This window comes from Pseudomonas sp. Pseusp15, assembly GCF_059492165.1.
The window spans coordinates 4,590,001-4,604,808 of record NZ_CP168523.1 but is presented as its reverse complement, the minus strand read 5'-3'; the positions used below and the strand labels follow the sequence as shown (position 1 = coordinate 4,604,808).

Here is a 14,808-nt window from a genome sequence, read left to right as displayed (position 1 = left end):
GGGCATTCTACAGATGCCCGCCGAAACAATGAGTAAAACCTGACCAGCCGGTTCATTACACGGCTTCCTGTTCCCGTCGATAAGCGTAGGTGTCGGCAAAGCGCGAGAGCAGGAATTCGGCGCAAGTGGTGGCTGGATACTTCGCCGGATGCTGTTCGTTCTGGCAACCGGGCAGGCATTCGATGGGGGTGTCGGGGTGTGGCTCGGCAAAGAACGGCATCGAGTACCGGTCCACTCCCATCGGGCTGATCACCCGATGCGGCGTCGACAGGTAACGGTCGTTGCTCCAGCGCGCCATCATGTCGCCGAGGTTGACCACGAATGTGCCTTCGATCGGCGGCGCATCGATCCATTCGCCCCGCACGTTGCGCACTTGCAGTCCGCCAGCGGCATCCTGATAGAGCAGGGTGATGCAACCGTAATCGGTGTGAGCGCCGGCACCTTGCTGATCGATGGAGCTGGCAGTGTGGCGCGGCGGGTAATGGATCATCCGCAGCACGCTGACCGGTTCTTTGAAACGGCTATCGAAGAAGTCACGCTCGATGCCCAATGCCAGGGTCATGGCTCGCAGCAGGGTTTGTGCGAGTGCTTGCATGTCGACGTAGTGCTGCTCCATCAGCGATTCCCAACCGGGCATCGACGGATGACGGTTGGGTCCGCGCAAGGGTTTGTCCGCCAGCACCTCCGGATGATCGGCTGGCAGGTGCAGGCCCATGTCGAAGGTTTCTTTCAGATCGCTGGGTTTGCTCGGGTCGAGTTGTTCGGTGGCGATGGCGCCATAGCCGCGGTGGTGGCGGGTCCGGGTGATGTCGATCTTGAGTTTTTCGGCGGCGGGCAGGGCGAAGAAGCGTTGGGCATGTTCGAGCACGGCCTCGATGCGCGACGGGGCGATCGGGTGGCCCTTGATATAGAAAAAGCCCCATTCGCGGCAGGCGCGGTCGATGTCTGTGGCGACCGATTGCCAGGCTTGAGCGTCATCGCTGTAGAGCGGGGCGATGTCGATGATCGGGAGTTGGTTCATGAAGTGTTCCAGGCGAGGTTTTATGCTGGGGCCAAAAGATCGCAGCCTCGCTTCGCTCGACAGCTCCTACAGGTGTAAGTCAATCCATGTAGGCGCTGCCGCAGGCTGCGATCTTGGCGGTGTCACGGGTAAAAAATCACTTCGGCATCTCGGCCTTCATGCCTTCCACGTAGTAGTTCATCGACGCCAGTTGTGCATTGGTCGCGCTCACGCCCGCCGGGATTTTCTCCACGCCGGCCTGATCCTTGATCGGCCCGGTGAACGGATGCAACGCGCCGCTCTTGATGTCGGCAATGATCTGCTCGGCTTCGGTTTTCACTGCGGCCGGCACCAGGTCGCTGATTGGCAGCTCAACCGTGCCTTCCTGCAAACCGCCCCAGTAATCCTGGGATTTCCATGCATGGTCGAGCACACTTTGGGTCGCCTGAATGTAGTGCGGCCCCCAGTCGTTGACGATAGACGTCAACACCGCTTTCGGCCCGAAGTGCGCCATGTCCGATGCATAACCGACTGCATACACGCCACGCCGTTCTGCCGCCTGGATCGGTGCCGGGCTGTCGGTGTGCTGGAACACCACGTCCACGCCCTGATCGATCAGCGCATTGGCGGCGTCGGCTTCCTTGCCCGGATCGAACCAGGAATTGACCCACACCACTTTGATCTCGGTGCCCGGGTTGTACTTGTTCAGGGCCAGCTGGATGGCGTTGATGTCGCGGATCACTTCTGGAATCGGGAAGGAAGCGACGTAGCCGATTTTCTTGGTCTTGGTCATCTTCGCCGCAAGGAAACCGCCGACGTAGCGGCCCTCGTAAGTGCGTGCCAGGTAAGTGCCGAGGTTCTTGTCCTGCTTGTAGCCGGTGGCGTGTTCGAAGGTCACCTTGGGAAATTGCTTGGCAACTTTCAGGGTCGGGTTCATATAGCCGAAAGACGTGGTGAAGATCAGGTCGTACTGGTCCTTGGCCATGTTGCGGATCACCCGCTCGGCATCGGCGCCTTCGGCGACGTTCTCCACGTAGTTGGTGGTGATCTGGTCACCGAACTTCTCCGCCAGTGCCTTGCGTCCCTGTTCATGCTGATACGTCCAGCCGTGATCACCGATCGGGCCGATATAGACGAAGCCGACTTTCAGCGGGGCGGCAGCACTGGCGGTCAGGCTGGCGCTCAGACCGATGGCTGCGGCGACAGCGCAAAGCAGCTGCTTCAACGGACGTTTGTGCATGAACTGGAACTCCATTTTGTTGTGAGGTGTACCGGGTCAATGCAAATTGCTGACCAACAGGACAACAAAATAAAAAGATCGCAGCCTTCGATACCTCACGCCTCTGTAGGCGCTGCCGAAGACTGCGATCTTTTGATGTTCAATACATCACCGGAGCCAACCCGGTGCAGAGGCTCCAACTCATGCCATCCGCTGGTGCGGACAGCTCACACAAAGCTGTGGGAGCGGGGGAGTGTGTCAGGTGCCGGCGATCAACTGCCGAGCCGCCTGGCTGTGATCGGCGATCAACCCTTTCAGATCCAGCCCCTCGACTTGCCCATCGATCACCCGCCACTTGCCGCCGATCATCACCCGGTCTGCCCGGTCCGCGCCGCACAGCAGCAGCGCCGACACCGGATCATGGCTGCCAGAGAAGCGCAGTTCATCCAGTTTGAACAGCGCCAGATCCGCTTGCTTGCCCACCGCCAGTTCGCCGATGTCGCTGCGCCCGAGCAACTGCGCCGAACCCTTGGTGGCCCAGCCCAATACGCGTTCCGGGGTGATCTTCTGCGCGCCATAACGCAGGCGCTGGATGTACAGCGCCTGTCGGGTTTCGAGCATCATGTTCGAGGCGTCGTTGGACGCCGAACCGTCCACGCCCAGGCCCAGCAACGCGCCAGCGTCGGTCAACTCGATGGTTGGGCAAATCCCTGAAGCCAGGCGCATGTTCGAACTCGGGCAATGGCAAATACCGGTGCCGGCCGCGCCGAGGCGGGCGATTTCGTCGGGGTTGAAATGAATGCCGTGGGCCAGCCAGGTGCGTGGGCCGAGCCAGCCGACGCTGTCCAGATAATCCACGGTACGCAGGCCGAAGCGTTGCAGACAGAAGTCTTCTTCATCCAGGGTTTCGGCCAGGTGAGTGTGCAGGCGCACGTCGAGGGTGTTTGCCAGTTCGGCGCTGGCAGACATGATTTGCGGGGTTACTGAAAATGGCGAGCAGGGCGCCAAAGCGATCTGGATTTGCGCGCCGTCACCCCGTTCGTGGTACTCGGCAATCAAGCGTTGGCTGTCGGCGAGAATCACTTCGCCTTCCTGGACAGTTTGCTGCGGCGGCAGCCCCCCGTCTTTTTCACCAAGGCTCATTGAACCGCGAGTGAGCATGGCGCGCATGCCCAGTTCGCGGACACTCTCGACCTGCACATCGATCGCATTTTCCAGGCCTTCCGGAAACAGGTAATGGTGATCGGCCGCAGTGGTGCAGCCAGACAGCAGCAACTCGGCCAAGGCGACTTTGGTGGCGAGGGCGAGTTTTTCCGGCGTGAGCCGGGCCCAGACCGGATAGAGGGTTTTCAACCACGGGAACAACGGCTGATTGACCACCGGCGCCCAGGCGCGGGTCAGGGTTTGATAGAAGTGGTGATGGGTGTTGATCAGCCCCGGCAAGATCACATGTTCGCGGGCATCAAAGACTTGTCCACAGGGTGCTGACGGTTGCTGGCCGACGCCGAGCACTTCGACGATCAAACCGTCTTGCAGCACCAGACCGCCACGGGCATCGAGCGCGTTGGCCGTGAAAATGGCGAGGGGATTTTTTAACCAGGTACGGGTCGCAGGCATAGTGGCCGGCTCCTCTGAAAGTGGGGTTCAGGGTTGCCAGCTCAGTGTTGCCCTGTCTGCTGATCCAGGGTCGCCGCGGGGGGCGAGGTGCGGAGTTTCACTCAAAAAAGCTTCGCGGGCAAGCCTCGCTCCTACAGAGTCATGCGTCGGACCTGTAGGAGCGAGGCTTGCCCGCGAAGGCGTCAAATCCAACACCCGATTACCAGGGAATGGTTTCACCCCGGTAGTTCACAAAATGATGCCCGCCCTTGCCGGCATACACATTCACCTGATCGATCAGCCCGCGGGTGCTGGTTTCCACATCGATGTCGGCACCTTCGCCACCCATGTCGGTCTTCACCCAGCCCGGGTGCAGCGACAGCACGGTGAGTTTCTGTTCGCCCAATTGCGTGACGAAGCTGTTGGTCATCGAGTTCAGCGCCGCTTTGCTGGCCTTGTACAGCGCCAGCTCCGGCGCGTCGGGCATGGTCACGCTGCCCAGCACCGAACTCATGAACGCCAGCACGCCGCTGCCTTCACGAATTTGCGCGACGAAACGCTGGGCCAGGTTGATCGGCGCCACGGCGTTGGTGAAGAACAGTTGACCGACCTCGGCCAGGGTCGCGCCACCCGGCGTCTGGACCTCCGGCCCCTTGACCCCGGCATTCACGAACAACAGGTCAAACACCTCGCCCTTGAGCTGTTGGCTGAGGGCGATGACCGCTTGCTGGTCGTCCATGTCGAGTTTTTCGATCCGTACCTTGCCCAACGCCTGCAAGGCTTCGGCACCCTGTGGGTTGCGCACGGTGGCGGTGACTTGCCAGCCGTCGGCCAGCAGGGTTTTCACCAGACCGAGGCCCAGTCCCCGGGAGGCGCCGATGATGAGTGCGGTTTTTGCCGTGGACATGAATGGCTTCCTTGATGTCTTGAGAGGGCTTGACCCTGGAGCATACTCCAGGCTTTAGCCTTGTTGCTCCCTGAATGTATGGAGCAATGCCAATGTGGACTTCAACGCAATATCGTCAACTGGTGCGTGGCAGCGGGTGGTACGACCTGATCGTCACGGCGGCATTTGCCACGCCGTGGAGTTTTGCGGCGTTGCATGGCGTGCTGTTAAACCTGAGTCAGACTTTCAATCTGCCCGGCGAGCTACCGCCGTTCGAGCCGGTGCACATGTTGATGGCGAATCTGTTGGGCTCGATTGTGTGCGTATGGGCCGTGCTGCGGATTCGCGATCCGCAGCCGGTGTTTGGGCGATATGACGCGGTGGGGAGGTTTCTGTTTTCGGCCTGGCAGGCTTATGCGCTGGCCCATGGGGCGAGTTCGCTATTGGTGATTTTCCTGTTCTTTGAACTGATGTGGGGTGTGGCCCAAGCGTTGCCTGTTCGGACGCCTTCACGGGCCACCATTTAATGCCCCGCCCGCCACGGCTGCCCCAACGACACCGGCGCATACAATCGTGTGCGCACGGCATCCCGGGACAGCAGCACTAACACCACTATGGTCGCGACATACGGCAGCATTGCCAGCAGACTCGACGCAATCGCCAGCCCCAAGCCCTGCGCCACCAAATGCAGGATGCTGGCGAGACCGAACAGATAAGCTCCAAGCAGCAACCGCCACACTCGCCAACTGGCAAACACCACCAGCGCCAGGGCAATCCAGCCGCGACCGGCGCTCATGTTCTCCGCCCACATCGGCGTATAGGCCAGGGACAAATATGCCCCAGCCAACCCCGCCATCGCCCCGCCAAACAGCACCGCCAGCGTACGCACGCGCAACACCGGCAAGCCCATTGCACTGGCGGCGTCCGGGCTTTCGCCGACCGCCTGAATAATCAACCCGACGCGACTTCTCACAATCACCCAGGCCACCAGCGCAAACAGGGCAAACGACAGATACACCAGCAGGTCCTGGGCAAACAGCATCCGCCCGATCAGCGGAATTTCACTCAGATAAGGAATCGCCAGCGGCTCGAAACCCGCCAACGGTTTGCCGACCCACGCAGCGCCAACGAAGGTCGACAGGCCCACGCCGAAGATCGTCAATGCCAACCCTGTCGCCACCTGGTTGGCGTTGAACACCAGCGCTACCAGGGCGAACAGCGACGACAGCAACATCCCGGCGAACATCGCCAGCAACACGCCGAGCCAGAGGTTGCCGCTGTTCAGGGCGACGATAAAACCGACCACCGCCCCAAACAGCATCATGCCTTCCTGCCCAAGATTGAGGACGCCGCTCTTCTCGCAGATCAACTCGCCCAACGCCACCAACAACAGCGGTGTGCCACAGCGAACCATGGCATAGAAAATATTGCTCAGCAGATCGATATCCATCACAAGGCTCCTGCTTGTACGGCGGTGGTCGAGGTGCGCCGTACCCAGCGCAGGTTCAAACGTGGTCGGTAGAGAATCAGCACGTCACTGGCCAGCAGGAAAAACAACATCATCCCCTGGAACAATTGAGTGATGGCTTGCGGCAGGTTCATGCTCATCTGCGCGCTTTCGCCACCGATGTACAGCAGCGCCATCAACAGGCTGGAAAACAGAATGCCGATGGGATTCAGCCGCCCGAGAAACGCCACGGTGATCGCCGCATAGCCATAACCCGGCGAAACCTGCGGCACCAGTTGGCCGATGGGCCCGGTGACTTCGCAAACCCCGGCCAGCCCCGCCAGGCCACCGCTGATCAACAGCGCCAGCCAGATCAGCCGCTTCTCGCGAAAGCCGACAAAACCCGCCGCGCGCTTGTCCAGCCCGAGCACTTTGATCTGGAAACCGACAAAGCTCTTCTGCAACAACACCCACACCGCAACCAGCGCGAGCAAGGCGAAATACACGCCCGCATGGACCCGACCGTCCTCCATCAACAACGGCAAACGACTGGCATCGCCAAACATCGCCGACTCCGGAAAGTTGAACCCGGCGGGGTCCTTCAGCGGCCCGTGAACGCAGAACAGCAGCAGGTTCAACGCGATGTAATTGAGCATGATGCTGGTGAGGATTTCATTGGCGTTGAAGCGTGTGCGCAACCATGCCGTCAGCCCAGCCCATGCGGCACCGGCCAGGGTGCCGGTGAGCAGGATCAACACCAGCGCCCAACGGCTTTGCAGGTCGATGATGTTCACCGCCAATGCACTGCCGGCCAAGGCGCCGAGCAGCAACTGACCTTCGGCGCCGATGTTCCAGATCCGTGCCTGATACGCCACTGCCAGGCCCAATGCACAGAGCAGAATCGGCAATGCTTTGACCAACAACTCAGAGACCCCGTACAGGTCGCTGATCGGTGCAATCAGCAAGGTGTGCAAGGTCAGCAACGGGTCGTGGCCCAGCGCGATAAACAACAATGAGCCACAGCCCAGGGTCAACACAGCCGCCAGCAACGGCGAGCACCACAACATCAGGCGCGATTGCTGGCCACGGGGTTCGAGAGAAAGCAGCATGTGAAACTCCGTTAAAGCGTTACGGGTGCAGGTGATTGGGGGGCATCGAACTGGCCGGCCATCCAGCCGCCGACATCGATCAGACGGGTGTCGACGGTGGCTTGCAGTGCCGACAACCGGCCGCCGCACAGGGCGCCGAGGCGATCGCTGATCTGGAACAGTTCGTCGAGGTCTTCGGAGATCACCAGGATCGCCGCGCCAGCGTCGCGCAAGGCGATCAGCGCTCGGTGAATGGTCGCGGCGGCGCCGACGTCCACGCCCCAGGTCGGGTGCGCGGCCACCAACAGTCTTGGCTGCTGCAGGATTTCCCGGCCGAGGATGAATTTCTGCAAGTTGCCACCAGACAGGCTGCGAGCCGGTGCCTGGGCATCGGGTGTCTTGACCCCGAAGCGGCGGATGATGTCTTCGGCCAGTGCCTCGACTTTGCTGCGCTGGATCAATCCATTGCTGACCAGCCCTTGTTGAAATGCGGTGAGCAGGGCGTTATCCGCCAGGCTCAGTTCCGGTACCGCGCCATGCCCCAGACGCTCGGCGGGGACGAAGGCCAGGCCGAGTTTGCGTCGTGCATCCGGCCGCAGGTGCGCCACCGGTTGCCCGGCGAAACAGATCGTAGCGCCGTCATTCCTCGGTAGCTGTTCTTCACCGCTGAGCAAGGCCAGCAACTCATCCTGGCCATTGCCGGCCACCCCGGCGATACCGACGATTTCACCGCTGCGCACCTCGAGATCAATGTCCTTGAGCGAGCAGCCGAACGGGTCCGGGTTGTGCCAGGACAATCCAGTCACGTTCAGAAACGCGTCAGCCCCCCTGACCTTCGGATAGTCAGTAATCAGCTCAGCGGCTTCACCGACCATCAACTGCGCCAGTTGCCGGTCCGAACACTCGGCCGGCACGCAATGCCCGGCCACTCGTCCGCCGCGCAACACCGTGGCGCTGTGGCACAGCGCGCGCACTTCGCCGAGCTTGTGGCTGATGAACAGAATGCTGCAGCCCTCGGCGGCCAGTCGGCGCAACGTGATGAACAATTCGTCGGCCTCTTGCGGGGTCAGTACCGACGTCGGTTCATCGAGAATCAGCAGGCGGATGTCCTGCATCAGGCAGCGAATGATTTCCACCCGCTGACGCTCGCCGATGGACAGGCTGTGGACCAGTCGCTCCGGTTCCAGCGCCATGCCATAGCGTTGGGACACCTCGCGGATTTTCGGTTCAAGCTGCTTCGGCGTACCCGCCGCAGCGCCCATCGCCAAGGCGATGTTCTGCGCCACGCTCAGGGTTTCGAACAGCGAGAAATGCTGGAACACCATGCCGATCCCGAGGCTGCGGGCCTGGGCCGGATTGCGCATGGTCACGCGCTGGCCCTGCCAGATCATCTCCCCTGAGTCGGCGTGTGTGACGCCGTAGATGATCTTCATCAGGGTACTTTTGCCCGCACCGTTTTCGCCGAGCAGGGCGTGGATTTCACCGGGCGCAATGCTCAAGTCGATGGCATCGTTGGCCAGGCAACCGGGGTAACGTTTGCTGATTCTGCGCAATTGCAGGCGGGGTGTTTGATCGGGGGGAGGCGCAGGGTTGGACATGACAGGCTCGGGTCGCAAAAGGATATGCCTGTGGATAAAGCAATTTCCTGGCCATTGAGTCAGGAAATCGGCAAAAGCCTGTTGGCGCAGCCGTTGCGGACGCTGCCTCGACCTCTACCAACTCCTGGAGAGGCACCACTTGAGGGCAAGGTTTTGGATCAGGCTCCGGTTTTGCGCGCGATCAATTGGTCAAAAAACGAGCAATAAGCTGCAGGCATTGTCAGGCATGGGGCTGCGCCAGCCATGAACGGGTTATCCACAGCTTGTTCCACAGTATCTGTGCGCAAGCCGACCGTGTGGGCATAAGCACCGAGGGGCTTTCTTCTAATGGCGATAAACCACTCTAACTGATTGTTTTTACGTGGAATAAACGTCGCGGATGGCGAGTTGGACGAAAAATGAGCAAAGCCCGCAAAGCCGCATGACAGAAGGGTTACAGCAGAATGTGCTCAGGTTATCCACAGCCGGGTGCACAGCAGATGTGGGCAAGTGTCGAGAGCAAAGAAAATCGGGGTGCCCCAAAAGATCGCAGCGCCCATAGGCGCGTAGAGCTGCCGAAGGTTGCGATCTTTTGATCTTAACGCTGCAACAAAATACGCCCGCGACTTAAGTCCGCCAGCTGCGTTTGCAGCGTACTTATCTGCCCGTCGCCAATCGCCAATTGCAGTTCCACACCATTGGCCGTGAAGGTTTCCTCCACCACCAAACCACCCAGCTCCGCGACCCGAAGCTTCACCAACGCCAACTCGCCAAATGCACAGGCACAACTGACCGGCACCCGACTGATCAACTCGACTTTCGGAGCCCCTTGCAGGCATTTGTTGGCACTGCCGCCATACGCTCGGGCGAGGCCGCCGGTGCCCAACTGGATGCCGCCATACCAGCGGATCACCACGACCGCGACCTGATCGCAATCCTGCGCTTCAATCGCAGCAAGGATCGGCCGGCCAGCGGTGCCACCGGGTTCGCCATCGTCAGTGCTGCGGTATTGATCGCCGAGCTTCCAGGCCCAGCAATTGTGCGAGGCGTTCAAATCACTGTGTTGCTCGATGAACGCCTGGGCATCGGCTGCGCTGGTGATTGGCGCGGCGAGGGCGATGAAGCGGCTTTTGCGAATCTCTTCGCGGTATTCGCAAAAACCGCTGAGGGTAAAAGGCATGGGTGTCTTAAATAGCCGGCGTCAGGCCGCAGCCTTTGAGAATGATGCGAATCAGGTTGCTGCCGGCGTCTTCCATGTCTTGCTTGGTCAACTTGGTGCGCCCGGTGACACGGCAGATCTGCGTGGCAAAGTCGGCGTAATGCTGGGTGCTGCCCCACAGCAGGAAAATCAGGTGCACCGGGTCGATCGGGTCCATTTTGCCGGCGTCGATCCACGCCTGGAACACCGCGGCCCGACCTTGAAACCAGGTGCGGTAGTCCTGGTTGAAATGCTCAGTCAGGCAATCACCGCCGCTGATGACCTCCATGGCGAAGACCCGCGAAGCTTGTGGCTGGCGCCGGGAGAACTCCATTTTTGCGCGAATGTATCGGGTCAATGCTTCTGCCGGATCGTCCTCGACGGTCAGGGTATTGAAAGTGCTGTCCCACAACTCAAGAATGTTACTCAGCACCGCCACGTACAAACCGAGTTTGTTGGTGAAGTAGTAATGCAGATTCGCTTTGGGCAACCCGGCTTTTTGCGCGATGGTGTTCATGCTGGTGCCTTTGAACCCGTGACGGGCGAACTCGTCTTCGGCGGCTTTGATGATGGTCTCTTCGTTCTTCTGACGAATGCGGCCGGCGGGTTTGCCGCCGTGGGCTGGGACTTCAAAGGTCATAGGCACTTCCGAACAGGTAGATGGGTGCAACCAGATGCGTTGATAGCGCACCCACGGGCCTCAGACAAGTCCTATGGCGATAAAACCTTGGGTACCGCTCCCACAAGCTTTCAGCGAGTCGCCGCCAGACTCTCCAAAAAACTCTCCAGAACCAGATGCGGGCGACGGCCCTTGCGTGTAACCGATGCCAGGCTCAGGTCATAAAAACGTGCCTTGGGTTTCAGTGCACGCAAACGGCCTTGCTGCACCCAGAGGCTGGCGTAGTGATCCGGCAGGTAACCAATGTAGCGCCCGGTCAGGATCAGAAAGGCCATGCCCTCGCGATCCGACGCACTGGCGGTGCAATTGAGCGCCTGGTAATGGGCCTGAATCTCGGCGGGCAAACGGAAGGTCGGGGCGATGGCGTCCTGGCTGTTGAGGCGCTCATCATCCAGTTGTTTGTCGTCGACATAGAACAGCGGATGGCCGACCGCGCAATACAGCAGCGAGCGTTCGCTGTAGAGCGGCTGATACTCCAGCCCCGACAACGCGCTGGCTTGCGGCACCACGCCGACATGCAAGCGACCGTCGAGCACGCCTTGTTCGACTTCATTGGGCGCAATCATGCGGATCTGGATCTGCACGTCGGGGCCGCGTTCCTTCAATTGGGCCAGGGCGTGGGTGATGCGCATGTGGGGCAGGGTGACCAGGTTGTCGGTCAGGCCGATGGTTAATTCGCCGCGCAAGTGTTGGTGCAGGCCGTTGACCTCGGTGCGGAAACTTTCCAGCGCACTTAATAGCTGCAACGCAGATTGGTAGACCTCACGGCCTTCTTCGGTCAGGGAAAACCCCGCGCGACCTCGCTGGCACAGGCGCAGCCCCAGGCGTTGCTCCAGATCGCTCATTTGCTGGCTGATGGCCGAGCGACCGATACCCAGCACCGATTCCGCCGCGGAGAAACCGCCGCACTCCACCACGCTGCGAAAAATCCGCAGCAGGCGGATATCAAAGTCGCTGACTTGCGCCAGCGGATCGGGGCGACGGGTACTCATAGTTTAGTCAGGGCCTGACTGAAGGTTAGAAAAGTTGGATTTCACCGACTTTATCCCCGTGGCAATTTAGCTGCAAGAACGCTTTTGATCTCCACGCCGCTTATTTTGCCCTGCGAGGTTTTGCCCATGAACGTGCCTGAAAACGCCCCGACTTCCCTGGCCAGCCAGCTCAAGCTTGACGCTCACTGGATGCCCTACACCGCGAACCGCAATTTCCAGCGCGACCCGCGCCTGATCGTGGCGGCCGAGGGCAGTTGGCTGACAGACGACAAGGGCCGCAAGGTCTACGATTCGCTCTCGGGTCTGTGGACCTGCGGCGCCGGGCACACCCGCAAGGAAATCCAGGAGGCGGTGGCCAAGCAATTGGGCACTCTCGATTACTCGCCGGGCTTCCAGTACGGTCACCCGCTGTCGTTCCAGTTGGCCGAGAAAATCACCGACCTGACCCCGGGCAATCTGAATCACGTGTTCTTCACCGATTCGGGTTCCGAATGTGCAGATACCGCGGTGAAAATGGTGCGTGCCTACTGGCGCCTGAAAGGCCAGGCGACCAAGACCAAGATGATCGGCCGCGCTCGTGGTTATCACGGCGTGAACATCGCCGGCACCAGCCTCGGCGGCGTGAACGGCAACCGCAAACTGTTCGGTCAGGCGATGATGGATGTCGATCATCTGCCGCACACCTTGTTGGCGAGCAATGCTTTCACTCGTGGCATGCCGGAGCAGGGTGGTATCGCGCTGGCGGATGAATTGCTCAAGTTGATCGAACTGCACGATGCCTCGAACATCGCAGCGGTATTCGTCGAGCCATTGGCCGGCTCCGCTGGCGTGCTGGTTCCGCCGCAGGGTTACCTCAAACGTCTGCGCGAGATCTGCGATCAGCACAACATCCTGCTGGTGTTCGACGAAGTGATCACCGGTTTCGGTCGTACCGGTTCGATGTTCGGTGCCGACAGCTTTGGTGTCACTCCGGACCTGATGTGTATTGCCAAGCAAGTCACCAACGGCGCGATCCCGATGGGCGCGGTGATTGCCAGCTCCGAGATCTACCAGACCTTCATGAACCAGGCGACGCCTGAGTACGCGGTGGAATTCCCGCACGGCTACACCTATTCCGCGCACCCGGTGGCTTGCGCCGCAGGCCTGGCGGCACTCGACCTGCTGCAAAAGGAAAACCTGGTGCAGAGCGTGGCCGAAGTCGCACCGCATTTCGAAAACGCACTGCACGGTGTGAAGGGCAGCAAGAACGTCATCGACATTCGCAACTACGGGTTAGCCGGTGCGATCCAGATTGCACCTCGCGACGGCGATGCCATCGTGCGTCCGTTCGAAGCTGGCATGGCGCTGTGGAAAGCCGGGTTCTACGTGCGCTTCGGCGGCGACACCCTGCAGTTCGGCCCAACCTTCAACAGCAAGCCGCAGGACCTTGATCGTCTGTTCGATGCAGTCGGCGAAGTGCTGAACAAGATCGACTGATTCCCTCTTCTATATAAAGGCGTCCTTTCAAAGGACGCCTGTGGACAATTTCAGGAGCCCCGCATGAGCCTCATCCCGCATTTGATCAATGGCGAACTGGTGACCGAAGACGGTCGCACGGCCGATGTGTTCAACCCGTCCACCGGCCAGGTTATCCACAAGCTGCCGTTGGCCAGCCGCGAAACCATTCAGAAAGCCATCGACTCGGCCAAGGCTGCGTTCCCGGCCTGGCGCAATACGCCAGCGGCCAAGCGCGCTCAGGTGATGTTCCGTTTCAAGCAACTGCTGGAACAGAACGAATCCCGCATCGCACAACTGATCAGCGAAGAACACGGCAAGACCCTGGAAGATGCTGCCGGTGAATTGAAGCGCGGGATCGAGAACGTCGAGTTCGCGTGCGCGGCACCAGAAATCCTCAAGGGTGAGTACAGCCGTAATGTCGGGCCGAACATCGATGCCTGGTCGGAATTCCAGCCATTGGGCGTAGTGGCCGGCATTACCCCGTTCAACTTCCCGGCCATGGTGCCGCTGTGGATGTATCCGTTGGCGATCGTCTGTGGCAACTGCTTTATCCTCAAGCCGTCCGAGCGCGATCCAAGCTCCACGCTGCTGATCGCTCAATTGTTACTGGAAGCCGGCCTGCCGAAAGGCGTGCTGAGTGTGGTGCATGGCGACAAGGCCGCAGTGGACGCACTGATTGAAGCGCCGGAAGTCAAAGCGTTGAGCTTCGTCGGTTCGACGCCGATTGCCGAATACATCTACGCCGAAGGCACCAAGCGCGGCAAACGCGTCCAGGCGCTGGGCGGGGCGAAGAACCATGCGGTATTGATGCCGGATGCGGATCTGGATAACGCGGTCAGCGCGTTGATGGGCGCCGCTTACGGTTCGTGCGGTGAGCGCTGCATGGCGATTTCGGTGGCCGTGTGTGTCGGTGACCAGGTGGCGGATGCGTTGGTGGCCAAACTGACACCGCAGATCAAGGCACTGAAAATCGGCGCTGGTACAACTTGTGGCCTGGACATGGGGCCTCTGGTCACCGGTCAGGCGCGGGACAAGGTCAGCGGTTATGTTGAAGACGGCGTAACCGCCGGTGCGAAGCTGGTGGTGGACGGTCGTGGTCTGAGCGTGGCCGGTCATGAGGACGGCTTCTTCCTGGGTGGCTGCTTGTTCGATAACGTCACGCCAGAGATGCGCATCTATAAAGAAGAGATCTTCGGGCCGGTGCTGTGCGTCGTCCGGGTCAACAGCCTGGAAGAGGCGATGCAACTGATCAATGATCACGAGTATGGCAATGGCACCTGCATCTTTACCCGTGATGGGGAAGCGGCGCGGTTGTTCTGCGATGAGATCGAAGTGGGTATGGTCGGCGTCAACGTACCGTTGCCGGTGCCAGTGGCGTATCACAGCTTTGGCGGCTGGAAGCGTTCGCTGTTCGGCGATCTGCATGCTTATGGCCCGGATGGCGTGCGGTTCTATACGCGTCGCAAGGCTATTACCCAGCGCTGGCCACAACGGGCAAGCCATGAAGCTTCGCAATTCGCATTCCCTAGCTTGTAAGTAGAAGGGCAGAAGGCCGACCTCTTGAGGTCGGCCTTTGTGTTTTCGGGCTGTTTTGACCGATATGACAGAAATGTGAAATTAGAGGTTGAC

Annotated in this window: 14 protein-coding genes; 4 read left to right on the top strand and 10 right to left on the bottom strand. The window is 60.2% G+C overall.

What is annotated here, in order from left to right; all coding sequences use genetic code 11:
• Positions 1-55: 55 nt before the first annotated feature.
• The 4 genes from ACEN8R_RS20835 to ACEN8R_RS20820 form a co-directional block, all read right to left on the bottom strand.
• Positions 56-1,021, bottom strand: coding sequence for an isopenicillin N synthase family dioxygenase (locus tag ACEN8R_RS20835; protein WP_490133692.1), 966 nt, complete (start codon positions 1,019-1,021; stop codon positions 56-58).
• Positions 1,022-1,157: 136 nt separating this feature from the next.
• Positions 1,158-2,240, bottom strand: coding sequence for a BMP family ABC transporter substrate-binding protein (locus ACEN8R_RS20830; protein WP_018928375.1), 1,083 nt, complete (start codon positions 2,238-2,240; stop codon positions 1,158-1,160).
• 237 nt (positions 2,241-2,477) lie between these two features.
• Positions 2,478-3,836: an 8-oxoguanine deaminase gene (locus ACEN8R_RS20825; RefSeq protein ID WP_495624330.1), complete on the bottom strand. Its 1,359-nt coding sequence runs from the start codon at positions 3,834-3,836 to the stop codon at positions 2,478-2,480.
• 199 nt (positions 3,837-4,035) lie between these two features.
• Complete coding sequence (locus ACEN8R_RS20820; RefSeq protein ID WP_495624329.1) at positions 4,036-4,722, bottom strand: SDR family oxidoreductase; 687 nt, start codon at positions 4,720-4,722, stop codon at positions 4,036-4,038.
• A gap of 92 nt (positions 4,723-4,814) precedes the next feature.
• On the opposite strand from ACEN8R_RS20820, the gene ACEN8R_RS20815 reads away from it, so the two are divergent.
• Positions 4,815-5,228, top strand: coding sequence for a hypothetical protein (locus ACEN8R_RS20815; RefSeq protein ID WP_495624328.1), 414 nt, complete (start codon positions 4,815-4,817; stop codon positions 5,226-5,228).
• Here ACEN8R_RS20815 and ACEN8R_RS20810 read toward each other — a convergent pair.
• Genes ACEN8R_RS20810 through ACEN8R_RS20800 form a run of 3 tightly spaced genes read right to left on the bottom strand, consistent with a single transcriptional unit; the run spans position 5,225 to position 8,834 of the window.
• Positions 5,225-6,151, bottom strand: a complete 927-nt coding sequence (locus ACEN8R_RS20810; RefSeq protein WP_495624327.1) for an ABC transporter permease — start codon at positions 6,149-6,151, stop codon at positions 5,225-5,227. The two genes, ACEN8R_RS20815 and ACEN8R_RS20810, sit on opposite strands and share 4 nt — an antisense overlap.
• Positions 6,151-7,257 carry an ABC transporter permease gene (locus ACEN8R_RS20805; RefSeq protein ID WP_018928370.1) on the bottom strand — a complete coding sequence of 369 codons (1,107 nt, stop codon included), beginning with the start codon at positions 7,255-7,257 and terminating at the stop codon, positions 6,151-6,153. Before ACEN8R_RS20805 ends, ACEN8R_RS20810 begins: the two co-directional genes overlap by 1 nt.
• A gap of 11 nt (positions 7,258-7,268) precedes the next feature.
• Positions 7,269-8,834 (bottom strand): ABC transporter ATP-binding protein, encoded by a 1,566-nt coding sequence (locus ACEN8R_RS20800; protein WP_495624326.1) that lies wholly within the window; start codon positions 8,832-8,834, stop codon positions 7,269-7,271.
• A 30-nt stretch (positions 8,835-8,864) separates the two neighbouring features.
• Here ACEN8R_RS20800 and ACEN8R_RS20795 point away from each other — a divergent pair, with 30 nt between their 5' ends.
• Complete coding sequence (locus ACEN8R_RS20795; RefSeq protein WP_155944815.1) at positions 8,865-9,041, top strand: hypothetical protein; 177 nt, start codon at positions 8,865-8,867, stop codon at positions 9,039-9,041.
• A gap of 370 nt (positions 9,042-9,411) precedes the next feature.
• Here ACEN8R_RS20795 and ACEN8R_RS20790 read toward each other — a convergent pair whose 3' ends face one another.
• The 3 genes from ACEN8R_RS20790 to ACEN8R_RS20780 form a co-directional block, all read right to left on the bottom strand.
• Positions 9,412-9,993, bottom strand: coding sequence for an IMPACT family protein (locus ACEN8R_RS20790; protein WP_018928368.1), 582 nt, complete (start codon positions 9,991-9,993; stop codon positions 9,412-9,414).
• A 7-nt stretch (positions 9,994-10,000) separates the two neighbouring features.
• The gene (locus tag ACEN8R_RS20785; RefSeq protein WP_018928367.1) at positions 10,001-10,651 is read right to left on the bottom strand and encodes a TetR/AcrR family transcriptional regulator; all 651 of its coding nucleotides are present in this window, start codon (positions 10,649-10,651) and stop codon (positions 10,001-10,003) included.
• A gap of 110 nt (positions 10,652-10,761) precedes the next feature.
• The gene (locus tag ACEN8R_RS20780; protein WP_007940170.1) at positions 10,762-11,682 is read right to left on the bottom strand and encodes a LysR family transcriptional regulator; all 921 of its coding nucleotides are present in this window, start codon (positions 11,680-11,682) and stop codon (positions 10,762-10,764) included.
• A 126-nt stretch (positions 11,683-11,808) separates the two neighbouring features.
• Here ACEN8R_RS20780 and aptA point away from each other — a divergent pair, with 126 nt between their 5' ends.
• Together aptA and ACEN8R_RS20770 are read left to right on the top strand one after the other, a co-directional pair.
• Positions 11,809-13,158, top strand: coding sequence for an omega-aminotransferase AptA (gene aptA / locus ACEN8R_RS20775; protein ID WP_018928366.1), 1,350 nt, complete (start codon positions 11,809-11,811; stop codon positions 13,156-13,158).
• A gap of 63 nt (positions 13,159-13,221) precedes the next feature.
• Positions 13,222-14,715: a CoA-acylating methylmalonate-semialdehyde dehydrogenase gene (locus ACEN8R_RS20770; protein ID WP_018928365.1), complete on the top strand. Its 1,494-nt coding sequence runs from the start codon at positions 13,222-13,224 to the stop codon at positions 14,713-14,715.
• Positions 14,716-14,808 lie beyond the last annotated feature (93 nt).

Bases quoted from the DNA above. Each gene is read 5' to 3' on its own strand.
- ACEN8R_RS20835 (WP_490133692.1), bottom strand. From the start codon at position 1,021: ATGAACCAACTCCCGATCATCGACATCGCCCCGCTCTACAGCGATGAC.
- ACEN8R_RS20830 (WP_018928375.1), bottom strand. From the start codon at position 2,240: ATGCACAAACGTCCGTTGAAGCAGCTGCTTTGCGCTGTCGCCGCAGCC.
- ACEN8R_RS20825 (WP_495624330.1), bottom strand. From the start codon at position 3,836: ATGCCTGCGACCCGTACCTGGTTAAAAAATCCCCTCGCCATTTTCACG.
- ACEN8R_RS20820 (WP_495624329.1), bottom strand. From the start codon at position 4,722: ATGTCCACGGCAAAAACCGCACTCATCATCGGCGCCTCCCGGGGACTG.
- ACEN8R_RS20815 (WP_495624328.1), top strand. From the start codon at position 4,815: ATGTGGACTTCAACGCAATATCGTCAACTGGTGCGTGGCAGCGGGTGG.
- ACEN8R_RS20810 (WP_495624327.1), bottom strand. From the start codon at position 6,151: ATGGATATCGATCTGCTGAGCAATATTTTCTATGCCATGGTTCGCTGT.
- ACEN8R_RS20805 (WP_018928370.1), bottom strand. From the start codon at position 7,257: ATGCTGCTTTCTCTCGAACCCCGTGGCCAGCAATCGCGCCTGATGTTG.
- ACEN8R_RS20800 (WP_495624326.1), bottom strand. From the start codon at position 8,834: ATGTCCAACCCTGCGCCTCCCCCCGATCAAACACCCCGCCTGCAATTG.
- ACEN8R_RS20790 (WP_018928368.1), bottom strand. From the start codon at position 9,993: ATGCCTTTTACCCTCAGCGGTTTTTGCGAATACCGCGAAGAGATTCGC.
- ACEN8R_RS20785 (WP_018928367.1), bottom strand. From the start codon at position 10,651: ATGACCTTTGAAGTCCCAGCCCACGGCGGCAAACCCGCCGGCCGCATT.
- ACEN8R_RS20780 (WP_007940170.1), bottom strand. From the start codon at position 11,682: ATGAGTACCCGTCGCCCCGATCCGCTGGCGCAAGTCAGCGACTTTGAT.
- aptA (WP_018928366.1), top strand. From the start codon at position 11,809: ATGAACGTGCCTGAAAACGCCCCGACTTCCCTGGCCAGCCAGCTCAAG.
- ACEN8R_RS20770 (WP_018928365.1), top strand. From the start codon at position 13,222: ATGAGCCTCATCCCGCATTTGATCAATGGCGAACTGGTGACCGAAGAC.